The organism is Haladaptatus pallidirubidus (assembly GCF_020700235.1).
GTDB lineage: Archaea > Halobacteriota > Halobacteria > Halobacteriales > Haladaptataceae > Haladaptatus > Haladaptatus pallidirubidus.
The window spans coordinates 2,326,783-2,344,663 of sequence record NZ_CP085301.1 but is presented as its reverse complement, the minus strand read 5'-3'; the positions used below and the strand labels follow the sequence as shown (position 1 = coordinate 2,344,663).

At 60.7% G+C, this 17,881-nt stretch carries 18 protein-coding genes; 10 read left to right on the top strand and 8 right to left on the bottom strand.

The genetic code is table 11. The features are described 5' to 3' along the window. The first annotated feature begins 111 nt into the window (after positions 1 to 111). Both LIX15_RS12720 and LIX15_RS12715 read left to right on the top strand, forming a co-directional pair. Positions 112 to 711, top strand: a complete 600-nt coding sequence (locus LIX15_RS12720; RefSeq protein WP_227773560.1) for an HD domain-containing protein — start codon at positions 112 to 114, stop codon at positions 709 to 711. A 72-nt stretch (positions 712 to 783) separates the two neighbouring features. Then, entirely contained in the window at positions 784 to 1,290 is a 507-nt protein-coding gene (locus LIX15_RS12715; protein WP_227773559.1) for a YciE/YciF ferroxidase family protein, read from the top strand. A 221-nt stretch (positions 1,291 to 1,511) separates the two neighbouring features. Here LIX15_RS12715 and LIX15_RS12710 read toward each other — a convergent pair whose 3' ends face one another. After that, positions 1,512 to 2,477, bottom strand: coding sequence for an NAD-dependent epimerase/dehydratase family protein (locus tag LIX15_RS12710; protein ID WP_227773558.1), 966 nt, complete (start codon positions 2,475 to 2,477; stop codon positions 1,512 to 1,514). A gap of 91 nt (positions 2,478 to 2,568) precedes the next feature. Beyond that, positions 2,569 to 4,290, bottom strand: a complete 1,722-nt coding sequence (locus LIX15_RS12705; protein WP_227773557.1) for a thiamine pyrophosphate-binding protein — start codon at positions 4,288 to 4,290, stop codon at positions 2,569 to 2,571. Between the two features lie 169 nt (positions 4,291 to 4,459). Here LIX15_RS12705 and LIX15_RS12700 point away from each other — a divergent pair, with 169 nt between their 5' ends. After that, positions 4,460 to 5,683 (top strand): MFS transporter, encoded by a 1,224-nt coding sequence (locus LIX15_RS12700; RefSeq protein ID WP_227773556.1) that lies wholly within the window; start codon positions 4,460 to 4,462, stop codon positions 5,681 to 5,683. Here the strand turns inward: LIX15_RS12700 and LIX15_RS12695 are convergent. Then, the gene (locus tag LIX15_RS12695) at positions 5,654 to 6,364 is read right to left on the bottom strand and encodes a helix-turn-helix domain-containing protein (protein ID WP_227773555.1); all 711 of its coding nucleotides are present in this window, start codon (positions 6,362 to 6,364) and stop codon (positions 5,654 to 5,656) included. The genes LIX15_RS12700 and LIX15_RS12695 overlap by 30 nt on opposite strands. Before the next feature lie 197 nt (positions 6,365 to 6,561). On the opposite strand from LIX15_RS12695, the gene LIX15_RS12690 reads away from it, so the two are divergent. From LIX15_RS12690 to LIX15_RS12665, 6 genes are all read left to right on the top strand, one after another. After that, on the top strand, positions 6,562 to 8,187 hold the full coding sequence (locus tag LIX15_RS12690; protein ID WP_227773554.1) for an ABC transporter substrate-binding protein: 1,626 nt from the start codon (positions 6,562 to 6,564) through the stop codon (positions 8,185 to 8,187). Beyond that, positions 8,188 to 9,141, top strand: coding sequence for an ABC transporter permease (locus tag LIX15_RS12685; protein ID WP_227773553.1), 954 nt, complete (start codon positions 8,188 to 8,190; stop codon positions 9,139 to 9,141). Beyond that, a complete protein-coding gene (locus LIX15_RS12680; protein WP_227773552.1) occupies positions 9,138 to 10,136 on the top strand; it encodes an ABC transporter permease in 999 nt (332 codons plus the stop codon). The genes LIX15_RS12685 and LIX15_RS12680 overlap by 4 nt, the downstream gene beginning before the upstream one ends. After that, positions 10,133 to 11,194: an ABC transporter ATP-binding protein gene (locus LIX15_RS12675; protein ID WP_227773551.1), complete on the top strand. Its 1,062-nt coding sequence runs from the start codon at positions 10,133 to 10,135 to the stop codon at positions 11,192 to 11,194. The genes LIX15_RS12680 and LIX15_RS12675 overlap by 4 nt, the downstream gene beginning before the upstream one ends. Beyond that, positions 11,191 to 12,510, top strand: a complete 1,320-nt coding sequence (locus LIX15_RS12670; protein WP_227773550.1) for an ABC transporter ATP-binding protein — start codon at positions 11,191 to 11,193, stop codon at positions 12,508 to 12,510. The genes LIX15_RS12675 and LIX15_RS12670 overlap by 4 nt, the downstream gene beginning before the upstream one ends. A gap of 124 nt (positions 12,511 to 12,634) precedes the next feature. After that, positions 12,635 to 13,156 carry a DUF8064 family membrane protein gene (locus tag LIX15_RS12665; protein WP_227773549.1) on the top strand — a complete coding sequence of 174 codons (522 nt, stop codon included), beginning with the start codon at positions 12,635 to 12,637 and terminating at the stop codon, positions 13,154 to 13,156. Between the two features lie 211 nt (positions 13,157 to 13,367). Here the strand turns inward: LIX15_RS12665 and LIX15_RS12660 are convergent, their stop codons facing one another. Then, positions 13,368 to 14,027, bottom strand: a complete 660-nt coding sequence (locus LIX15_RS12660) for a DUF1028 domain-containing protein (protein WP_227773548.1) — start codon at positions 14,025 to 14,027, stop codon at positions 13,368 to 13,370. Between the two features lie 87 nt (positions 14,028 to 14,114). Here LIX15_RS12660 and LIX15_RS12655 point away from each other — a divergent pair, with 87 nt between their 5' ends. Beyond that, the gene (locus tag LIX15_RS12655; protein ID WP_227773547.1) at positions 14,115 to 15,785 is read left to right on the top strand and encodes a gamma-glutamyltransferase family protein; all 1,671 of its coding nucleotides are present in this window, start codon (positions 14,115 to 14,117) and stop codon (positions 15,783 to 15,785) included. Position 15,786: 1 nt separating this feature from the next. Here LIX15_RS12655 and LIX15_RS12650 read toward each other — a convergent pair whose 3' ends face one another. The 4 genes from LIX15_RS12650 to LIX15_RS12635 form a co-directional block, all read right to left on the bottom strand. Next, positions 15,787 to 16,182 carry a hypothetical protein gene (locus LIX15_RS12650; protein WP_227773546.1) on the bottom strand — a complete coding sequence of 132 codons (396 nt, stop codon included), beginning with the start codon at positions 16,180 to 16,182 and terminating at the stop codon, positions 15,787 to 15,789. A gap of 138 nt (positions 16,183 to 16,320) precedes the next feature. Then, positions 16,321 to 16,572, bottom strand: coding sequence for a Sec-independent protein translocase subunit TatA/TatB (locus LIX15_RS12645; RefSeq protein WP_227773545.1), 252 nt, complete (start codon positions 16,570 to 16,572; stop codon positions 16,321 to 16,323). 91 nt (positions 16,573 to 16,663) lie between these two features. Next, complete coding sequence (locus tag LIX15_RS12640; protein ID WP_227773544.1) at positions 16,664 to 17,077, bottom strand: thioredoxin family protein; 414 nt, start codon at positions 17,075 to 17,077, stop codon at positions 16,664 to 16,666. Positions 17,078 to 17,194: 117 nt separating this feature from the next. Next, positions 17,195 to 17,845: a sporulation protein gene (locus tag LIX15_RS12635; protein ID WP_227773543.1), complete on the bottom strand. Its 651-nt coding sequence runs from the start codon at positions 17,843 to 17,845 to the stop codon at positions 17,195 to 17,197. Positions 17,846 to 17,881 lie beyond the last annotated feature (36 nt).

The following is a 17,881-nucleotide window of genomic DNA, read 5'->3' as shown; positions in this document are numbered from 1 at the left end:
GATCCTCTCCCGCAAACACGGTTCTGTAGCACCTTTCCCGATTTCATCGCAATTATCGTCTTTCACCGCGAATGCACGAACCATTAGGTACCGGCCCACAAACAACTGAACATGACCGACACGCCGAACTACCGCGAACAGGTCGAAGACGCTTTTCCCGAACTTCAATCCATCGAGGACGACGAACTACGTACGAAAGTCGTCGAAGCGTGGGTTCTGGGCCTCGAACGCGGCGGATGGAAGGACATCGCGGACATCCCCTACGCGTGGAACATCCACGAGGTGACGAACGTGGAGCACGTGCGCGGGGTGACCCGAATCGCCATGCGGTCGGCGGACGAACAGCGCGAGTTCCACGGGGCCGACCCGGACGAGGACGTCATCATCGCGGCCTGTCTGCTCCACGACATCGGAAAGTGTTACGAGTACGTCGATTTCGTGGACGAAGAAACGTTGCTCGACCCCGACCCGACCTACGCCACCGAGGAAATCCCGCACTCCATTTCGGGGTACGCACTGGCCCACGAGGTTGGCTGTCCCCTCGCGGTTCAGCGCGCAATTCCACACTTCCTCGGCGAAGTGCCCAAACGTACCCTTGAAGCCGAACTGGTCAAAAGCGCGAACTCGGCCAGTTCGAACGCCATCACCCAGTCCGCGATGGGAATCACGCTGAAGGAGTGGGTGAGCGAGTACAGCCAGACGCAGAACTGAAAATTTTTCGCGGTTCCCGTTAGCCACAACGGCTATTGAACGCCCTGTCTCATCCCCGTCGGGGTGAGGGAAATGGAAGTCAATTCACTGCACGACCTGTTCGTGTACGAACTGCAGGGGATGTACGACATCGAGAACAAACTCGTCGGTGCGCTCGACGAACTCGCGACGGAGACGAGCAACCAGGACATCAGTCGTGCGTTCGCGGAGCACCGCGAAGAGACGGAAGAACACGTCACGAGACTCGAAGAGTCATTCCGCGCGCTGGATGAAACTCCCGAACGGCAGGACAACGACGTCGTCAACGGGCTACTCTCCGAGCACGACCAGTTCCAGAGCATCGCCACCAACGAGGACGTTCGGGATATGTTCGCGCTCAACGCCGGAATGAAATCCGAGCGACTGGAAATCACCGGCTACGAGGGGCTGCTAATGCTTGCCGACCAACTCGACTTCGGCACCGACGTAACCGACCCGATCGAGTCGAACGTGAGCGACGAAAAACAGGCCCTGAGCGACCTGCAGGAGTTGGCCGGCGGCTCGAAACTCAAGTCGCTCGTGAGCAGGCTTACCGGATAACCGCTTTCCAACTCGATTTTTCCCGCCGCTCGATGCGTGACGCCGCGATTCCGAATTACCGATTGCTTCTCGGTAGCTCTCCAAACAGCTTTTCACATGGATTTCTGGATAGATTTCCACATAGATTCCCAAGAAATCCCGACTACCCGTCTAAACTTGGAGTTGGTACTCGTTCTTACATTTAGGAAAAACTACAAATCACCCCGAAACGCTCCGACGCTTCAGACCGTATCCAGTCCGTTTTCCTCCCGAAGCACGTTGATGTACTTCCGGAACCCGCTTTCCAAGTCGTACTGCGGTTCGTACCCCAGTTCCTCCCGAATCGCAGTCATGTCGAGTTTCTGGGTCCACGGGAGTTCGCCCTCGTCTGAAACCTCCACATTCGCATTGGGTATGATTTTCTCCACCGTTTCCGCGGCCTCCCGAATCGTCGCCACGGTTCCGCGAACGTTGTACACGCGCTGTTCGATGTCCCGTTCCGGCGCGAAGGCGGCGAGGCGGAACGCCTGTGCGATGTCCTCGACGTGTTGCCAGTCGATGACTTGGTCGCCGTACTCCACGCTAAAGGATTCGCCGAGCGCGGGCTTTTCGACGATGTTGGCGAGGAACGCGGATCCGCCGGTTTCGCGGTAGGGACCGTATGCGACCGTCGGGCGGAGGGCGACGTGCGAGAGGTCGTAATCTTCGAAGTACACCCGCGCTTGGTGTTCGTTGAACTCCTTCGTCGCGCCGTACAGCGTGTCGGGGTAGACGAGGTCGTCTTCAGTAACCCACCCGTCGTCGTATTTCGCTGGTGGGGCGAACACCGCCGCGCTGGATGCCCACGCCACGCGCTCGACTTGGTCAGAAAGGGTTCGCGCCGCCTCGAACACGTTGTTCGTTCCCTGAACGTTCACGTCGATTGCGAGCCGCGGATTCTCGCGCGCCGTGGTCGTGAGGAGCGCCGCGAGGTGGACGATTCGCGTCGCGCCAGTTTCTTTCACCGCACGGATTACGTCGGTCGGGTCGGAGAGGTCGCCGCGGCGGACGTCAACGTCGTCGTCGACGCCGAGTTTCTCCAAAATACGCGTGTCGGTCGAAAGGTCGTATGCGACCACGTCGTGCCCGTGTTCGACGAGGTCTTTTGCCGTGTACGACCCGATGAAGCCTGTCCCGCCAGTGACGAGTACCGTCTCGCGTTGCGCCATGGGTTTTCAGTCTCGGGGTGACAGGAAAAGGTTTTCTTCCCGTTATCGGGCGGTCGTCAGGAATCGCTGGTAAGCGATACGATCTCCCAGATCACTCGTGTAGCCCGCCGACTTCCGCGTAGAAGGACGACTGTAGTTGTTCGGCCATATCCTCCTCGCGGTCGATTCTGGCGTCGATGACGTACGGTAGGTTGCTTTCTTTCCCTCGTTTCAGCGCGTCGGCCAGTTCGTCTGGCGTCGTCGCTCTCGTTCCCTCGGCACCGAAGCCTTCGGCCACTTTCACGAAGTCGGTGTCGTGGAATTCGACACCCGCGATGTCGCCGTCTTCGTCCTGCATCTGGCGCACCATGCCGAGGCTGGTGTCGTTCAGCACGACGAAGGTCGGCGCGACGCCGTATTCGACGGCGACTTCCACGCTGGTCATCGTCATCGTGAATCCGCCGTCGCCCGCGACGCTGATAACGTCCTTGTCGGTCGAGAGCGCGGCGCTCACCGCGGCGGGGGCCGACCAGCCCATTCCGCCGACGCCGCCGCTGCCGAAGTACGTTCGGATTCCGGGCGTCTGCAGGTAGTTCAACAGCCAGAATCGGTTGTTGCCCGAGTCGGCCGTGACGATGGTATCCTCGTCAACCAGCGCCTCGATTTCTTTCACCGCGCGCTGGGGTTTGATGGGTGAAGCGTCGCTGTCGCATTTCTCGGTGAAGAAGGATTCGCGCGCTTTCTTCGCCCGTTCCCGTGCCCAATCGTTTTCCGCGCTTCCGGCGTTTGCCAGTGCTCGAAGACTCTCTTTCGCGTCGCCGATGAGTCCCGCGTCGGCGGGGTACACCCACCCCGCGTTTCGAGTATCGATGTCGGCGTGGATGATGGTCTGTTTCGCTGGGCGGATGAACGACGACGCCTGCCAGTTCGTGTCCATCGGATTCATCCGACACCCGACGACGAGGAGGGTGTCGGCCTCGCTGACGACCTGATTCGCCCCTTCGTGGCCGAACGACCCGATGACGCCAGCCGCGAGGGCGTGGGTCTCCGGAATCGTCGATTTGCCCAGATAGGAAGTTGCGACCACCGCGTCGTAGGTTTCCGCGACGTCCGTCAGTTGATCGTAGGCGTTCGCGGAGTGGACACCGTTTCCGGCGACGATGACGGGGCGCTCCGCGGATTCGAGCGCCTCTTTCGCCTTCGCCACGTCGCCGTCGGTCGGTTTCGACTCCCAGTTTCGAACTTGCTCTTTGCTCTTCCAAACCGGGGGCATTGGGTCGCTCGGAACGTCGTCGGTAATCGCGTTACCGTCCAAAATGACGGCGGTCGGTCCCGACCGGCCCGCCGTCGCGTGCTTGAACGCCAGTTGCACGCTTCGCACGGTTTCGGTCGGCGTTCGCGGGAACCAGTGTTCTTTCGTCACGCCGTCCAGAATTTTCGGCAGCGAGAGGCCGCCGTAATCGCCTCGGGACTGCTGGTACGGTGCGAGCGTCGAGTAATCACCGCGCTCGCTCGCCTCGGTCAGGACGACCATCGGCGAGGAAGCGAGGCGCGCCTCCATCTGTCCGATGACGCCGAGGCTTCCAATCCACGGCCCCTGTCCCGCGAGAACCGCGGGTTTTCCGTGCAATCGGCCGTACATCTCGGCCATGACGCTCCCCTCGCGTTCGTCGCGGGGTCGAACCACGTCCACGTTCGATTCCGGCAGGTCGTCCAACAGTTCGATGACCCGGCCGCCGGGGTAGCCAAAGACGTACTCCACGCCCAGCGATTCGAGTACGGAAACCAGCGATTCGCTCGTCGTCTCCCCGTCGGTGTCGTCAACACCTGTCATGCTAGTCGAAGGCATCCGCTCCCATCTCTTTGTTCTGTCGGTTACTTTCGGCTTGTTCGATTGTTTCGTCCTGTTGGCCCGTTCTCGTTTGCCGCTTTCCGGCGTTCCTCTCAGCACCCCGATTCGATTCGGGCGACCTTTTATAACCGATACCGAACCAACACCAACTGTGAACAGCAACGACCGAACCATCGTCGGACTCGTGATGCTCGCACACGCGATGGTTCACACCTACGAACTTTCCTTTCCCATCTTCCTCACCGTCTGGTTGACGGAGTTCAACGCCACGACGGGGACGTTGGGAATCGTCGTGGGCGTCGGCTACGCGCTGTTCGGACTCGGGGCGCTGCCGGGCGGCGTACTTTCTGATTCCTACGGTTCGCGTAGCCTTATCGTCCTCTGTCTGTTTGGGATGGCCGGGTCGTTTCTCCTGCTCTCGGTAGCGCCAACGCTCCCCGTGGTCGCGTTGGCGCTCTTTCTGTGGGGAATCTCCGCCAGCGTCTACCATCCCGCCGGACTCGCACTGCTCAGCAAAGGCGTCAGCGAACGCGGAAGCGCGTTCGCCTATCACGGAATGGCTGGAAACTTCGGTATCGCCTTCGGTCCGCTGGCCACGACGCTGCTCCTGCTCGTATTCGATTGGCGAACAGTCGTCGGCATCCTCGCCGTTCCGGCGCTCATCGCAGCGTTCCTCGCGTTCCGAACCAATATCGACGAATCCGCGGCGGTCGAAGGACAGGAAACTCGCGCCGACGGCGGCGTCTCCTCCCTCACCGAATTTTTCGGCACATCCAGAACTCTGTTCGCCGGATGGTTCGTCGCCGTCTTCGGCGTCGTCATGATGTCCGGACTGTACTACCGCGGCGTACTGACGTTCCTTCCCGACCTGCTCGGCGAACTGCCGATGTTTGCACCGGTCGATTTCGCAGGCGAATCGCTGGAACCGGCGCGGTATCTCTACGCCGGACTGCTGACGGTCGGCATGGCCGGGCAGTACGTCGGCGGAAAACTGACCGACAGGGTAGAAAACGCCCGCGCAATTGCGGTGTCGTTCGGCCTCTTGGCGGTCATCGCAATCGTCTTCGTGCCCGCCTCCAACGCCGGACTCGCGCCGCTGCTCGCGGTTAGTTTCGTCCTCGGATTCTGCCTGTTCGTCGTCCAACCGCTCTATCAGGCGACCGTCGCGGAGTACACGCCGCCTGAGGCGCGCGGGATTTCCTACGGCTACACCTATCTCGGCGTTTTCGGCGTTGGTGCGCTCGGTGCGACAATCGCCGGTGTCGTCCTCCAGTACTTTTCCCCGACTGTGCTGTTTACCGTCCTCGCCGGGTTCGCTGTTGTGGCGTCCCTGCTTGGCGCGGTTCTAGCGGTTCGTGGACCCAGTGCCAGTTGAGGAAAGATGCTGTCCGACTTCTTCCATCACTTTCCCCTCAGCGCGGGCGAGGTGCTCCCACGCCGTCGTCGAGGCGATACCGACCGTGGCGGCGATGCCCTCGATGCTCGTCTCTTTTTTCGGACGATAGTAGCCGAGTTCGATGGCAGTTCCGAGCACTTCGCGTTGTCTCCGGGTCAGTTCGGAGAGAACACGGGAGAACTCCAACTGCTCTTGTTCTCCCACGTGGTCAACTTCGATGTTCCTAACGAGGTCGGTTTCATTCCCCGCCCGTTCGAGGGAGGCAACGATCTCGTTCAAATCGTCCGTCTCGCCCAGAAACAGCGTCCAGCGCTCCCACCCTGCCGTGATAGTCGCCCCGGTTCGGTAGTGGACGCCCAAGTCGGTTAGCCGCTGTGAGATGCTATCCCACTGATAGCTGTCGATGGTGACGGCGACGAGAACGCGCGGAACGTCGAGCGGGGTCAGCGGGTCTACTTCCAGTACCGCCGGTGCGGCGGCGAAATCGTCGAGAAATCCTTCGATGGACGATTTCGGGCCAGTTATCTCGATGATGCGTTTTCGCTCGGCGGCGCTTCCGGTCATCGAGGAGACGGAGCGAATCGTAATCGTCGGATAGTCGGCACTGATGTCGCTCTCGGGTTCGCCGTGGTGGCGCACTCGGAGCGTCACTTCTCGCATGGCCGTAGTTTACGAAACCGACTGTGGTGAACCTTCGCATTAAACAAGTTAAAAATGTGTCTGGACGTGTTATTGGTGTATTATAATTCATCCGAGAAATTTTGAAAATCCGAATATATCCGGGTATATAACGAAGTGGGTTTGCTTGTGTGTACCAATGTACTATGAGAACTAGTGGCAAAATTTCGGACGAAGACATGAGCGGCCCGGTGGTCGACCGCCGGACGACGATGAAACTCCTCGGCGCGGCGGGAATCACCAGTTTGGCTGGTTGTACCGGAGGCGGCGGCGGAAGCGGTGACGGAAACGGCGACGGAACGACCGGCGCACCCTCCGAAGGACAGCGCGGTGGCCGACTCAGTGCCGGTTGGTTCACCGGCAGTATCGACGTGTTAGACCCCCCGTTCATCAGCGTCGGTCAGTATTTCCAAGTGGCCGCGAACGTGTTCAGCGGCCTCGTCACGCTGAAAAAGGACCTCACGATTCGAGGCGACCTCGCAAAGGACTGGGAGGTCAGTGACGACGGGTCGAAGTTTACGTTCAATCTCCGCGAGGGCGTGAAATTTCACGACGGGTCGGATTTCACCGCCGAGGACGTGAAATACACCATCAACCGGACGATTTCCGAGGAGGCTCCCGCGGCCTCGAAGCTGGAATCGCTCAAGTCGCTGGACGACGACGGCGTCGTCGTCCAAGACGAACACACCGTCGAACTCAATTTCTCGGAACCGATGGCCCCCGCACTCATCTATCTCACGCGGGGTCCCGGACGCGCGGCGACAATCGTCTGCAAGAACGCTATCGAAGAGATGGGTGCGGAAGCCTACAAGGCGAAACCGGTCGGCACGGGGCCGTTCAAGGTAACAGAACATCAAATAGGTTCCGGCGTCACGCTCGACGCCTTTGAGGATTACTTTGAGACGGACAGCGAGGGGAACGCACTTCCCTACTTGGACGGCATCGATATCAAACCAATTCCGGAACCCGCGACGCTCGTGAACGCGCTTCGGAGCGGCGACATCGATTTCGCCAACCTCGTCCCGCTTCAGAACGTGTCGAAAGTGGATCAGGCGAACGGCGTCGAAAAGCTCGACGCGCCGGGTATCAATTGGTACGGGTTCGCCATGAACCAGCGCCGCGATCCGTTCGGATCACAAAAAGCCCGCATGGGTATCGCCAAGTCTATCGACAACGAGGCCTTCGTGGACGCAGCCTACTTCGGCAACGCGCTTCCCGACACCGGGCCAATCAACAAGGCGACCAACTGGGTCTGGCGCGACGACAAACCGACCGACCAGCAGTACGACCCGGAGGCCGGGAAACGGCTCATCAAGGAGGCCGGTGCGGAAGGAGCGTCGTTCCACATCCTGACCGACCAAAGTAGCCTTCGCGGCGCGAAGGCGATGCGCCAGCAGTTGAACAAGGCCGGGTTCGACGTCAACATTGAGCAGGTGACGAGTTCGACCTACTGGGAGCGCTACGAAACCGGCGATTACGACACCACCATCAGCGGCAGCGTCGGCGACCCCGACCCCGATCAGTCGCTCTGGAACTTCTACCGTAAACCGGACGACGGCGGCGTCTGGAACTGGGTGAACTTCGAGAATCAGAAAGCACACGATTTGCTGGCCAAACAGCGCACGGCGCTCGACCGTGAGGAACGCAAGCAGGTGCTTCAGGAGTTAGAAGACCACCTCATCAAGCAGGTTCCGCACGCCTACCTGATGCATCAGGACGATATCGCCGCGAAACGCTCCTCCGTGAAGGGTTTCACCCACATCCCCTTCATGCGTAACTTCCACACGACGTGGGTCGAGGGGTAGATGCGCCAGTACATCGCAAAACGGGTGGTTCACGCTGGCTTCATCATGTGGCTAGTCGCGACCACGGTGTTTTTCGGCCTTCGCATGATTCCGGGCGGGCCGGTTCGAACCATGCTCGGACAAGAAGCGACGCCGCAGGCGGTTGCCGCTCTCCGCGCTGAACTCGGCCTCGATAGGCCGCTGTACATCCAGTATTTCGACTGGTTGCTCGACATGGCCACGCTGAACTTCGGACAGAGCCTCAGCACCGGCCAATCGGTTTCCACGCTCGTCGCACAGGCCGGGCCGAGGACGCTCTCCATCGGCGTCCTCGCCATCGTCGTCGGTCTCGGCGTCGCGGTTCCGACCGGCATCATCAGCGCGACCCGCAAGGGCGAAGGCGTCGATTACGTCGCCACGGTATCTGCCTTTCTCGGCGTCTCCATGCCAGCGTTCTTCGTCGGCATCTTATTGGCGTTGGTGTTTGGCGTCTGGTTTAGCGTGCTTCCAGTGTACGGATACACACCGTTTAGTGAGGGCGTTGTGCCGTGGTTTAAGCGTATCCTACTCCCCGGCATCGCAGTCGGACTTCCCTACGCCGCGGTCGTGATGCGGATGATGCGCTCGTCGCTTCTCGAGGTGCTGAACAAGCCGTACATGCGAACCGCACGCGCGAAAGGCGTCAGCGACCGCGTGATGCTGTACAAACACGCGCTTCAGAACGCGATGATTCCCGTGATTACTGTCGCTGGCATCCAACTCGCGCTGGTGCTCGTCGGTAGCGTTACGGTCGAACTCGTCTTCGGCATCCAAGGCCTCGGGCGTCTGCTCGTGGATTCGATGCTGGACAGGAACTACCCGGTGACGCAGGCGGTCATCCTCATCGTCGCCGCCGTGATGGTGTTCACGAACCTCGCGGTGGATCTCGTCTACACGGTTATCGACCCGCGTATCGGCTACGGAGGCTCCCAATGACGGAACACACCGAACCGGGCGTCGGCCCGAACACGCCCGCCGAATCCGGGCCGTCCGACGTCCCCCCCGAGTATCAGGAAGACGAACAGTACGAAGAGCACAAAACCACCCGCCAACGAGTCGTCGAAGGCGTACTGGGCGACAAGATGGCGCTGTTCGGTGCCATCGTCGTCGTCCTGTTCATCTTCACGGCGGTGTTCGCGCCCTACGTCGCACCCCACGATCCGGAAGCCACCTTCGGCTTCATGCAGGGGCCGAACAGCTATTCGGAAGGGAACTACGACGGAGATTCCAGTATCGACCGCGTCTGGCACCCGCTCGGAACCGATTCGTTCGGCCACGACGTCCTCTCGCGGATGGTGTACGGAGCGCGCGTTTCGCTCCTCGTGGCGCTGGCCACCGTCGCGGTCGCGTTCACGCTCGGCACGTCGATTGGCTTACTCGCCGGATTCTACGGCGGGTGGGTCGATAGCGTCCTGATGCGCTACGTGGACTTCCAGTGGGCGTTTCCCGAACTCATCCTCGGGGTCGGCATCATCGCCCTCTCCGGCGGGTTGGGCGTCACGAACGTCGTCATCGCGATCGGCATCGCGTACATCGACGACTTCGCCCGCCTCGTCAGGGGCGAAGTGCTGTCGCTTCGCGAAGAGGAATACGTCATGGCGGCCCGCGCAATTGGCATGAGCAACCGCAGAATCATGACCCGCGAAATCCTGCCGAACGCCGTCGCGCCGCTCATCGTGCAGGCGACGCTGATGATCCCGCTGGCAATCCTCGCGGAGGCGGGTCTGTCCTTCCTCGGACTCGGCGTCAAGCCGACGACTCCGACGTGGGGACTGCTCCTCTCGGACGGCCGCCAGTTCATCGACCAAGCGTGGTGGATTAGCGTCATGCCGGGCTTCGCAATCATGCTGACGGTGCTCGCCTTCAACATGCTCGGCGACGGCCTGCGCGACGTGTTCGACGTGAGCGAAGGGGAGGTCGAGAACAGATGAGCCTCCTCGAAGTCCAAAACCTTCACACGCGCTTCCCGACGCCGAGAGGCACGGTTGACGCCGTCAACGAGGTAGACCTGCGGATCGAATCCGGCGAAATCGTCGGCCTCGTCGGCGAGTCCGGTTCGGGAAAAAGCGTCCTCGCCGACACCATAATGGGAATCGTGGAGGAACCGGGCGAAATCGCGGGCGGCGACATCCGACTTCACGGCGATTCGCTGCTCGATTTACCCGAATCGGAGCGCCGCAAAATCCGCGGCGGATCGATTTCGATGGTGTTCCAAGACCCGATGAACAGCCTCAACCCGACGCTGACCGTCGGCGAACAGATCGCTGAGATGGTTCGGCTCCACCAACCGGTCGGCGAGTCGATTCGCCTCCCCGCCGAACTCAAGCGCAAACTTATCGGCTCGGCGAAAAACAGCGAAGCGTGGCGGAAAGCCATCGAAATGCTGGAAAGCGTCGAGATTCCAGAACCGGAAAGCCGGGCGACGGACTTCCCCCACGAGTTCTCCGGCGGAATGCGCCAGCGTGCGATGATCGCGATGGCGCTCGCCGCGGAACCCGACCTGCTCATCTGCGACGAACCGACGACGGCGCTCGACGTGACGATCCAGGCGCAAATCCTGGACGAACTCCGGGATTTGAAGGATGCCTTCGACACGGCCATCCTGCTCATCACGCACGATCTCGCCGTCGTCGCGGAGGTCTGTGACCGCGTGAACGTGATGTACGCCGGCCAGATCGTGGAGCGAGCGGAGACGAACGAATTATTCCGAAACCCTCAGCATCCCTACACACAGGGATTGATTGCGAGCACGCCCCGGCTCGACGCGCCGACGGAGGCACTGCAACCGATCGAGGGGAACGTTCCCGACCTCATCGACATTCAATTTGCGTGTCACTTTGCACCGCGCTGTCCGGAGGCGACGCGGGAGTGCTACGAAATCAAACCGGATTTCAGACCGGTCGGCGAGTCGGCGGAGAACGGAACGCAAACCGACGAGAACCACGTCGCGGCGTGTCTCCGACGCGGATCACAGGAGGAGCGAATATGAGCATGCAGACGACGAAATCCGAGAAACGAACCGGAAGCGAACCGCTCCTGACCGTGCGCGGACTGAAAAAGTACTTCGACCAGTCCAACGGCGTCCTCGACAGATTGGTCGGGGATACCGGCCACGTCCGGGCAGTCGATGGCGTCGACCTCACGGTTCACGAGGGCGAAACGCTCGCAATCGTCGGCGAATCGGGATGCGGAAAGAGTACCCTCGGTCGGACGGTTCTCAACCTCCATGACGCAACCGCGGGGTCGGTAACGTACCACGGCGAGGACATCACCGAACTGTCGGCGGGCGAGATGCGCCCACACCGCCGGAACCTCCAGATGATATTCCAAGACCCGCTGGCGTCGCTGAACCCGCGCCAGACGGTCGGCGAAATCCTCACCGCCCCGATGGAGGTTCACGGAATCGGGGCGGACGGCGAGGAGCGACTGGAGCGCGCGAAAGAACTCCTTGAGCGAGTCGGACTGAAACCGGCGCACATCGAACGCTATCCGAACCAGTTTTCTGGCGGTCAGCAACAGCGCGTCGGCATCGCCCGCGCGCTCTCGCTGGAACCCGAACTCATCATCGCGGACGAACCGGTGTCCGCGCTCGACGTGTCCGTGCAGGCCCAGATTCTCAATTTGCTCGACGAACTGCAGGACGAGTTCGGGTTGTCGCTGGTCTTCATCGCCCACAACCTGAGCGTGGTCCGCCACGTCGCAGACCGCGTCGCGGTGATGTATCTGGGTCAGATAGTGGAAACCGCGCCCGTTGCGGAACTGTACGACAACCCGCAACATCCCTACACGAAATCGCTGCTGTCGGCGGTGCCACGAATCGACCCCGGCGACCGCGACGAGCGAATTATCCTCGAAGGGACGGTTCCCTCGCCGTTGAATCCCCCCACGGGATGTCGATTCCACACGCGCTGTCCGATGGTAATTCCGCCGGACGACTGGAGCGGAAGCGAAGAGGATTTCCGGAGTGCGTTCACGTTCCGAAATCGCGTCCTGTCGGGCGAACTCGATCCCGACGCGGCGAAGACCCGACTTTCGGCGGAGGGGAGAAACACCGGCGACGAAACTGTCGCATCGTATCTCGTCGAGCAGTTGCTTCCCTGCGACCCGGTTAATTTGCCACCCAACGCGGAGGAAGCCGTTTGGGAGGCCGCAACCGCGCTGGCGACCGAACGGCGCGAACACGCGGAAGAGCTGGTGTCCGCGGCGTTTCCCTCGCCTTGCGAGCAGGAAACGCCGCGGACAGTGGAAGCGAGCGAGGATCACGTCGCGGCCTGTCATCGCGTCGAGTCCGGCGGCGGTTCGTAGTCGGTTTTCCGAATTGACGGAGTGCTCGACGGCACTTTTAGAAACACGATATTTAACGTTCTCACCGGTGTTATATCGGTGCGATATCGCCCTCTCGTCGCCTTCCGAAGCGAGTTCGCTTCACGTGGCCGCCGTCGGGTTTACGCTCGTGGTCGTCGGACTGACCGCGGTCGCAACGCCCGGTTTGCCGTTTTTGGCGGTGCTCGCACTTGCGGAACTGAATTTCGTCGCAAACTGCGTCGGTGCGGTTCGAGAACACGCGCTGTATCACGCCGTGAACACGCTCTTGGTTGCTGTGCTGTTCTCCTTCTCGTATCTGACTAGACGATCTCCGGTGGCGTTTCCCTTCGTCCTCGCAGCTCTCTTTGTCCTCGGATTCGGCGTCGAGTTGTACAACTACCGCCACGGAACCTCGTACCTGCGAATCGATTTCTACCGTTCGTTACTCCTCCGACCCGGTCGATTCCGCCTTGTCTTCCAACGAAACGACAGTCCCCCCGCACTCCGGACACTCCGATTTGGTCACGTAGAACCGCTTTTCGCAGTTCTCACACTCGTAGTTCGCCTCCTCGGCCGCCACGGCCTCGGAGGTTTTCTTGAACTCCTCGACTTTTCGACCGAGATTTTTGAACAGGCTCATCGCTAACACCCGAAAAGAAGCGTATCTACGGGATAAGTCTTGGGTGAAAATATCTCGTTTAACCGGCTTGCTTCGAAAAGCGTTGCTTGCAACTAAAACGCGTATCGGCGCCAGCCCCACCGACCCGAAAAGCGGCCCCTGTGGTGCAGTTCGCTGCCGGCGACGAGAGATTGGTAACGGCACGAGCGTACGAATTTGGTGTTCCGACGGGCGATTTTCAGTCGAAAATTCGTTCCTTCGAGGATTCGCTGAATCCATCGCTCGCCGATTTTGCCGTCTCGTATACACGTCTGAGTTCCGCAATCGGTTCGTCGTGCGCATCGACGCGCAAATCGTGGTGTGCCGTCGTTTGCGGCGCTTTTACCATCACCGCCGCGGAGGTGTGACCGCGTTTGTCGCCGCCCGCTTCCTTTCCGGCGGTCAGTGCGTCGATGAGTTGAGAAACGAGGTCGTCGCTCCCGTCCTCGCTCTCTCTGAAAGTTTCGACCAGTGCGTCAAGCGTTTCCTCGCCGACGAGCATGTTTCCGGCGACCGTGAGGCCGAGTTCCTCGTGAACCTGATGGCCGAACCATCCGTCACAGCCATCGCCGGAGTACGCGAAAGCGTTCCCCCGTGCGTCGAGTCCGTGAACCTGCCGGAGGTCGCTGTGGTCGTCCTGAGCGAGCAATCCCTCCAGCGCGTCGTTTACCGCGATATCCGGAAGGAGCGCGATGCCGCGCCGCCCGAGTCGCACGTTGACGAAGCTCTGCGTGCTGACGACCCCGTCGTGGCTGATGCAGGGTGCGAGCGCTCCCACTGCCGGTGCGTCGGTCGAAACGGCGACCCCGAAACTGGTTCCATCGTCGGATTCCTCGCGGACGCAAATCGAGAACGTCATACGATTTCGAACGCACCAGCGACTCCTAAGCCCGCCCCCGAAACTATTTGGTGGGTGCTTTAGGGCGACTTCCGAGTATGGCATGGTATGACGAAACCAGATTTAGATCGGTTCACGTCTCGACGTTCTACCGTCTACGCGCCGAACGGGATCGTAGCGACGAGCCAACCGCTCGCGGCGCAAGCAGGCGTTTCGATTCTTCGGGAGGGGGGCAACGCGTTCGACGCCGCGGTCGCCACCGCCGCGGCGCTCAACGTGGTCGAACCGACGAGCACCGGGCTCGGGGGCGACGTATTCGCGCTGTACCGAACCGCCGATGGCGAAGTGGGCGCGATGCGAAGTTGCGGCGGTGCGCCCGCCGACGCGACCATCGAAAATGTTCGCTCCGCCATCGAAGCCCGCGACGACCCGTCGGAGTGGTATCCCGAAAACCGCGGCTATGCCGTTGATGAAATGGACGACACCGACGACCTCGGAATGCCGTTTCTCGGCCCGCACGCGGTAACAGTCCCCGGAACAGCGCGGGGGTGGGAGGTCACCGTAAAAGAACTCGGAACCCTCTCGCTCGGCGATACGCTCCAACCCGCCATCGACTACGCAATCGGTGGCTATCCCGTCTCGGAAGTCATCGCATCTCATTGGACTGGCGCGGAGAGCCTCTTCACGTCCGACCACGCGCGGGAAGCCTACCTGAATGGCGGCGAGGCTCCCGGCGTCGGCGAAACGATGACGCTGCCCCGCCTCGGCGAGAGTCTCCGACGAATCGCGGAAGAGGGCGCGGACGTGTTGTACGAGGGCGACATCGCCGAGAAAATTGCGAATGAGATTCAATCGCAGGGCGGATTTCTAACGGTTAACGATCTCGCAGAGTTCGAACCCGAATTTATCGACCCGGTTTCGACGACCTACCGCGGGGCAGAGATTTTCGAACTTCCGCCCAACAATCAGGGCCTCATCGCCCTCGAAGCGCTCAACATCGCCGAGGAAATCGGCGCTGGCGACCATTCCCTCGACTCGCCCGAGCGCGTTCACTACTTCGCTGAGGCGATGAAACTCGCCTTCCACGACGGCCACCGATACATCACCGACCCCGAATACGAAGAAATTCCGCCGCTCGCCTCCGACTCGTGGGCGAAAAAGCGAGCCGAACGCATTGGAATCGACGCAAATCACGACGTCTCTTTCGGCGTTCCGGACGCCCACGCGGAGGACGCGGACACCGTCCTGCTCTGCGTCGCGGACGACGAGGGTAACGTCGTTTCCTACATCAACTCCCGATTCGCCGGATTTGGGTCGGGACTGGTCGCTGGCGACACCGGAATCGCGCTCCAAAATCGCGGCGCGTCGTTTTCGCTCGACCCCGACCACCCGAACTGTCTCGAACCCGGAAAGCGACCGTTCCACACGCTCGTTCCCGCACTCGCCAACTTCGGCGAGGACGACTGGGCCGCGTTCGGCGTGATGGGTGGCTACATGCAACCGCAGGGTCACGCGCAGGTCATCTCCAACATCGTGGATTACGACATGCCGCTACAGGCCGCGCTTGACTACCCGCGTTGGCGTTATCGGGAGGAGGGAACGCTCGCCGTGGAAGGGCGCACCGACGGTAATCTCTCCTCGAAACTCGTCCGGAAAGGTCACGACGTGCGCGTGCTTCCGCCGTCGCTCTTCGGCGGTGCGCAAATCGTACGAAACGAAAACGGCGTGCTTTCTGGCGCGACCGAACCGCGAAAAGACGGTGCTGCGATCGGGTACTGAGTTACGCTTCGTCGTCCGTGTCGTTCGATTCCGAATCTTCGTCCGCCGCGGAACTGTCCGACTCTTCGCTTTCGTCTTCTTCCTCGTCTTCCGTCTGGGCTTCGATTTCCTTTTCGGCTTCGTCCTCTTCGACGTCCCACTCTTCGTCCGTGTCCTCGTCTTCGTCCGCCGCGGAACTGTTGTCCATGTCCTCGATTTCTATCTCCATCGGCCCGCCGCTCCGTCCCAGCTCGCCGAGTTCCTCGTGTAGATTTGGCTTGCTGCCCTTACTCTTCGCGAAGAGATAGCCCGCGATGAACGAAAATCCGAGTAACAAAAGCATTTTGAGTCCCGACCCCGACTGCGCTGAACTCCCGTTCGATTCCTCGCCGTCTGCCTCTGTCGTGGCGTCAGCCATACTGTTCCGTTTGCGGGTGAGTGCCTTTTCCGTTGTGGTCGGTCGGCGAGGTTGCCGTCTTCGTACGGTCGTCACTCACCGTCGAACGTCCTCGAAAAACACCGTCGGGCCGGGTGTTCCCGGTCCCCCCGTATCCGTTTAAACGTCCGCGTCCGCTTCGACAGCCGTGTCGTTTTTCGTCTCGGTCGTCGTGTCGGACTCCTGCATCTCGCGGAGTTCGGTTTCGACTTCCTGTCGCCCTTTCTTGAACTCACCCATCGCTTCGCCCGTCGAGCGTGCGAGTTTTGGAATCTTGTTAGCACCGAATAGGAGGACTGCGATGAGCAGAATCACCGCGAGCTCCATCCCACCGGGAATCGGCCCGAACAGCGGAATCGTTTCAACTACCATCTGTGATAAACAATCACGTGCGGTTATTTATAGGCTTTTTGCCTACGTTAGATAATAACACACATATTGGCGGGCGCGGGAAATCGGGTATTCAGCTCGCGGTTTCTTCTACGAACGCAACCACTGCGTCGGTTCCCCGAAAGCCGTCGGCCATCCGCCCGACGAGGTTGCCATCCTCGAACAGAAGGAGCGTCGGAACGCTCCGTATATTGTATCTTTCCACCAGCGAGAGGTCGTTTCCAGGGTTGACCATCACGACCGTCGCGTCGGTCGCGCGGGCCACGTTGCCGACCACCGGTTCGATGGCCTGACAGAGGGTACAGCCGTTCGTATAACAATCGACCAGCACGAGGCCGTGGGCGGCGATAACCTCGTGGAGTTTGTCGGCGTTTTCCACTCGAAGCGGTTTTTCGGGGTTATCGCTCACGCTCGCAGGGACGGAGCGACCGCACTTGTCGCGTTCGTTTTCGAGACTGCCGCCGCCGTTTCCTCCGTTGGCGGTCATTTTCGGCGAATCTGGAGTGATACGAAATCGAGCGACTCAGGCGTGTCGCTCGATTTCGGTGCAGAGTTTCGATTCCATCCGACTCGCGCTCTCGTTCGTGAACGAAAGCTGTGTCCATCACTCGTCCATGTCCGCCATTTCGGAGAGGAGGCCGCCGCGACGGTCGATTTCTAGTTTCACTTCGAGCCTACCCTCGGTTTCCGTCGGAACGACTTCGAGTTCATCGAGTTTGCCGGAAAACGGGCCAGAGCGGGAAACGAACTCCAGCTCCTGAACGAACGCGCCCGAGAAAATGCTTCCCGGCGCCTTCTCGCACTCGGCGGTTCGGAGCGTGAAGCCGAGCAAATCGAGCGCGTCGAGGAACGTCGAAAGCTGTGGCCCCGGTTCGATTTGCACCGGGTCTTCGTCGTCGGGGTCAACCGCCCAGTCGATGTCGAGACCGGTTTCGAGCCAGACGTTCGTCCGACCGACCGTCACAGGGGTATCGACGGGCACGTCGATGGTAATCGGAAAGGTCTTTTCCTCGTCCGGGCCGATGGTGAACGGGTCGGCGACTTGGAACTTGTCGATGACGCCGGTTCGAGTGCTGTCGTCGGTTTTGTACCGAGTCAGCAGGGCGAAGTAGATCGCATCGACTTCCTGTTCCGCCGAGCCGCCTTCAACGTGGACTTCGGCTTCGACCGACTCACCGGCGGTGAGCGTCGTTTTGGGGAGGACCGTATCGACGCGAGCGGAACCGACTCCAACGCGGGAGAGAATTCGTTTCATTACATCGGCATTTCTGTCTATTTTCGGTATAAGTTT

What these genes read in the sequence shown, in the direction of transcription:
- LIX15_RS12675 (WP_227773551.1), top strand. Translation starts at nt 10,133, where the DNA reads ATGAGCCTCCTCGAAGTCCAAAACCTTCACACGCGCTTCCCGACGCCG.
- LIX15_RS12705 (WP_227773557.1), bottom strand. Translation starts at nt 4,290, where the DNA reads ATGACAGGTGTTGACGACACCGACGGGGAGACGACGAGCGAATCGCTG.
- LIX15_RS12685 (WP_227773553.1), top strand. Translation starts at nt 8,188, where the DNA reads ATGCGCCAGTACATCGCAAAACGGGTGGTTCACGCTGGCTTCATCATG.
- LIX15_RS12690 (WP_227773554.1), top strand. Translation starts at nt 6,562, where the DNA reads ATGAGCGGCCCGGTGGTCGACCGCCGGACGACGATGAAACTCCTCGGC.
- LIX15_RS12655 (WP_227773547.1), top strand. Translation starts at nt 14,115, where the DNA reads ATGACGAAACCAGATTTAGATCGGTTCACGTCTCGACGTTCTACCGTC.
- LIX15_RS12660 (WP_227773548.1), bottom strand. Translation starts at nt 14,027, where the DNA reads ATGACGTTCTCGATTTGCGTCCGCGAGGAATCCGACGATGGAACCAGT.
- LIX15_RS12650 (WP_227773546.1), bottom strand. Translation starts at nt 16,182, where the DNA reads ATGGCTGACGCCACGACAGAGGCAGACGGCGAGGAATCGAACGGGAGT.
- LIX15_RS12640 (WP_227773544.1), bottom strand. Translation starts at nt 17,077, where the DNA reads ATGACCGCCAACGGAGGAAACGGCGGCGGCAGTCTCGAAAACGAACGC.
- LIX15_RS12680 (WP_227773552.1), top strand. Translation starts at nt 9,138, where the DNA reads ATGACGGAACACACCGAACCGGGCGTCGGCCCGAACACGCCCGCCGAA.
- LIX15_RS12715 (WP_227773559.1), top strand. Translation starts at nt 784, where the DNA reads ATGGAAGTCAATTCACTGCACGACCTGTTCGTGTACGAACTGCAGGGG.
- LIX15_RS12635 (WP_227773543.1), bottom strand. Translation starts at nt 17,845, where the DNA reads ATGAAACGAATTCTCTCCCGCGTTGGAGTCGGTTCCGCTCGCGTCGAT.
- LIX15_RS12710 (WP_227773558.1), bottom strand. Translation starts at nt 2,477, where the DNA reads ATGGCGCAACGCGAGACGGTACTCGTCACTGGCGGGACAGGCTTCATC.
- LIX15_RS12720 (WP_227773560.1), top strand. Translation starts at nt 112, where the DNA reads ATGACCGACACGCCGAACTACCGCGAACAGGTCGAAGACGCTTTTCCC.
- LIX15_RS12645 (WP_227773545.1), bottom strand. Translation starts at nt 16,572, where the DNA reads ATGGTAGTTGAAACGATTCCGCTGTTCGGGCCGATTCCCGGTGGGATG.
- LIX15_RS12670 (WP_227773550.1), top strand. Translation starts at nt 11,191, where the DNA reads ATGAGCATGCAGACGACGAAATCCGAGAAACGAACCGGAAGCGAACCG.
- LIX15_RS12695 (WP_227773555.1), bottom strand. Translation starts at nt 6,364, where the DNA reads ATGCGAGAAGTGACGCTCCGAGTGCGCCACCACGGCGAACCCGAGAGC.